The sequence below is a fragment of the Alistipes sp. DJF_B185 genome (assembly GCF_964250025.1).
GTDB classification, from domain to species: domain Bacteria; phylum Bacteroidota; class Bacteroidia; order Bacteroidales; family Rikenellaceae; genus Alistipes; species Alistipes finegoldii.
The window spans coordinates 1-2,640 of the sequence record NZ_CAXUDY010000048.1; the positions used below are offsets into that span (position 1 = coordinate 1).

Genomic DNA, 2,640 nt, shown 5'->3' on the forward strand with positions numbered 1-2,640 from the left:
TCATAAGCCCGCGGCGCAGGTGCAGGGGCGGAAAAATACCGCAGCTCTCGGCGAGGATGATTTTTCCGCCCCGGAGCCGGAGAGGGAGGCCTGGCCGACCGGCCCGGGATTATCTTTCCCGGGGCAACCGGCAGGATAGGTAATTTCCATTTATCTTTGCCGTGACAAACATCGGAAGCAGCAGCTTCGATGTCATATTGAAACCCGTCATTTCTGGGTATAATCGGATCGAAGCATCCGGCAATATCCTGCATTCGGTCGGATTCATCTCCGTTTCCGGTATATATCTCCGGAAAATTTGCCGGTTCCATACGAACAGTTAATTTTGTAATAGATTCAGTTTATCGGAATGCGTAAATCGGTATTCATACTGCTAACGGTTTTCACGGCCTGCCTGCTCTGCAAGGAGTCGGAGAATATGCCGGGCACCTCTCGGAAATTCATGGATGAAACATTCCTAAACCGTGGGGAGGAGAATTTACTTGCCAGGCAATGGCAATGTGAATATATCTATTCCGATTTAAGTTTCACCAGTGTCTTGCCGGAGGCCAAAAAGACACGCTCGACCGTATCCATGTTCCGGCACGGAGCCCATGGGCGCTTGCGTGCCACGGTTTTATCAATGTGTTGCGTCACATACGGGATTTCGGGCGTCGCAGGACTCGCAGCAAGGGTACACGGAAAAGGTTTCGTGGCCGGCCTACATGCCGTAGACTATTACGTCTATCGCCTGCACCGGCTCATTATTTAGCCATATGGCAAGAAGACTCGCAAAGGCCGGGTAAAAACATGGAATGTCCGGAAAACGGGAAAGTTGTATGTCCTGTTTTCGGGGGAATAAAATGCCCGGCTGTCTCACGCTCGAAATTCGTTTTTTATACGTGTCGCCCCGATGCATATACGATAAATATCGCTCCGGACGGCTCTGTTCTTTCGGAGAATCCTAAAGATGGAAATTTACGATGTACCGATATGCTGACGCGTTCCGTTGTTCACGACGGAATTTTTTATGTTTTGAAGAGAGCTGTCGTGATCTCACACAACGGCCTGTACGGGTAGATGAAAAGTGTCTTTGGAGGGAGTTTTCGGTATTCCCATATGACGGTATAAACACTCCGGACACCGTTTCCCAACAGTATCCGGAGCTGACAAAATTGTGCTTGCGGTATTTTGCACAGGATAAAAATACGGATTCTTTTCGAAAGCAGCAAGCCGTGCCCCGGTTTTTCAGCTTCCGGCGGTTCATCCTCGAGAATTTGCGTTTCTTATATCGCCGCCCGTTTTAGCAATTTTTCCCGCGGGCCGATATTCGGTTTGTATATTTTAATAGACCGAAAATAATTATTTTGGAGTCCTGAAAAACATAATCTCCGTAAGCTGTATGGTAGAATTGGATAAAAGCCAAAAGAAAATTGCCCGAACACTCATAAGCCGGGCCTTGGAGCGTGAATGCTGTACCTTTCTGGCGAAACTCAAACGACTCCTGCAGGATGAAAAAGCGCAGTCCTGCCATGAGAAATATTTGGAAATATATAAGAGCATACAGACATTCGACAAAGATATAAGTCGTCAGTATGACGGTCTGAACGGCTCCCGCTATGCTTTGACGGTATTCAGCCTTTTCTATAACGGAATCCTTACGGAGAAGGATCTCTCGGAATTCGACGACAGAACCCGGGAAGCGTTCTTGGAGCACAGACGGCAGTGGAATCTGGAGTTGTAAGCCGGCAGCACGGACATATACCGCATATGAACCCGGCATGCAGAACCCGAAGGAGCCTCGCAGAAAAATTCTTTCGGGAATGGAATGCCGTGCACCGAGGGAACCGGCCGAAAAAAATAGCATCACAAAGCTGTTTTTGTGAAAAAATATCTATTTTTGGATCGTGTTAAACTACTAAATTCCATACGACCATGAATGAACTGGTAAAGACTATCGACGAGCTGTATGCGGCATTCAAGACCGACGCAGAGCTTCAGGCGGGAAAAAACAACAAAGCTGCGGGACTGCGCGCCCGTAAGGTGTCGCTGGAGCTTGAGAAGAAACTCAAGGAATTCCGGAAAACGTCGCTTGCGGCAGCTGCCAAATAGCTCGTTTTCATCGCATGACGCAGGGTGTTCTTTCGAAGGACACCCTTTTTTGTCCCGGCGGTTTCGGCCTTACCGGCGGAGGAAATGACGGCAGCCCTGTCGAAGATTCAGCCCCGGAGTTTCCCGTCGGTCGTCAGGGAGGGATTCAACCGCTCCCGAAGGCTCGTATTGCGTTTCAGCACGGACATATTGTGGACGGCATAGGCCAAGGCTTTCGTCGCACCGATTAGCACGCAGATCTTTTTGGCGCGCGTGATACCCGTATAGATCAGGTTGCGCTGGAGCATCACGAAGTGGGTCATCAGCACCGGCATGACCACAATCGGGTATTCCGACCCCTGCGCCTTATGAATCGTCGTGGCATAGGCCAGCGTCAGTTCGTCGAGTTCCGTGACATCGTACTCGACCTTCTTGCCGTCGAAATCCACCGTCAGCATCCTGTCCTCCGTATCCACCTCACGGATATAACCCTGATCGCCGTTGAACACCTCCTTAGCATAGTTGTTGCGCAACTGCATCACGCGGTCGCCCTGTCGGTAGGTGTAGCCT

The 2,640-nt window shown here is 50.0% G+C and carries 4 protein-coding genes; 2 read left to right on the plus strand and 2 right to left on the minus strand.

The genetic code is table 11. The annotated features are described in order from the left end of the window. The coding region (locus ACESTR_RS15910; RefSeq protein WP_373179431.1) for a hypothetical protein at window positions 1–311 on the minus strand (311 nt) is incomplete at its 3' end. Window positions 312–1,381: 1,070 nt separating this feature from the next. Between ACESTR_RS15910 and ACESTR_RS15915 the strand changes: the two genes are divergently transcribed. Both ACESTR_RS15915 and ACESTR_RS15920 read left to right on the plus strand, forming a co-directional pair. After that, a complete protein-coding gene (locus tag ACESTR_RS15915) occupies window positions 1,382–1,723 on the plus strand; it encodes a hypothetical protein (RefSeq protein WP_015545962.1) in 342 nt (113 codons plus the stop codon). 191 nt (window positions 1,724–1,914) lie between these two features. Beyond that, complete coding sequence (locus ACESTR_RS15920; protein WP_009597166.1) at window positions 1,915–2,091, plus strand: histone H1; 177 nt, start codon at window positions 1,915–1,917, stop codon at window positions 2,089–2,091. A 107-nt stretch (window positions 2,092–2,198) separates the two neighbouring features. Here the strand turns inward: ACESTR_RS15920 and ACESTR_RS15925 are convergent. After that, the coding region (locus ACESTR_RS15925) for an ATP-dependent RecD-like DNA helicase (RefSeq protein WP_373179432.1) at window positions 2,199–2,640 on the minus strand (442 nt) is incomplete at its 5' end.

What these genes read in the sequence shown, in the direction of transcription:
- ACESTR_RS15915 (WP_015545962.1), top strand. Translation starts at nt 1,382, where the DNA reads ATGGTAGAATTGGATAAAAGCCAAAAGAAAATTGCCCGAACACTCATA.
- ACESTR_RS15920 (WP_009597166.1), top strand. Translation starts at nt 1,915, where the DNA reads ATGAATGAACTGGTAAAGACTATCGACGAGCTGTATGCGGCATTCAAG.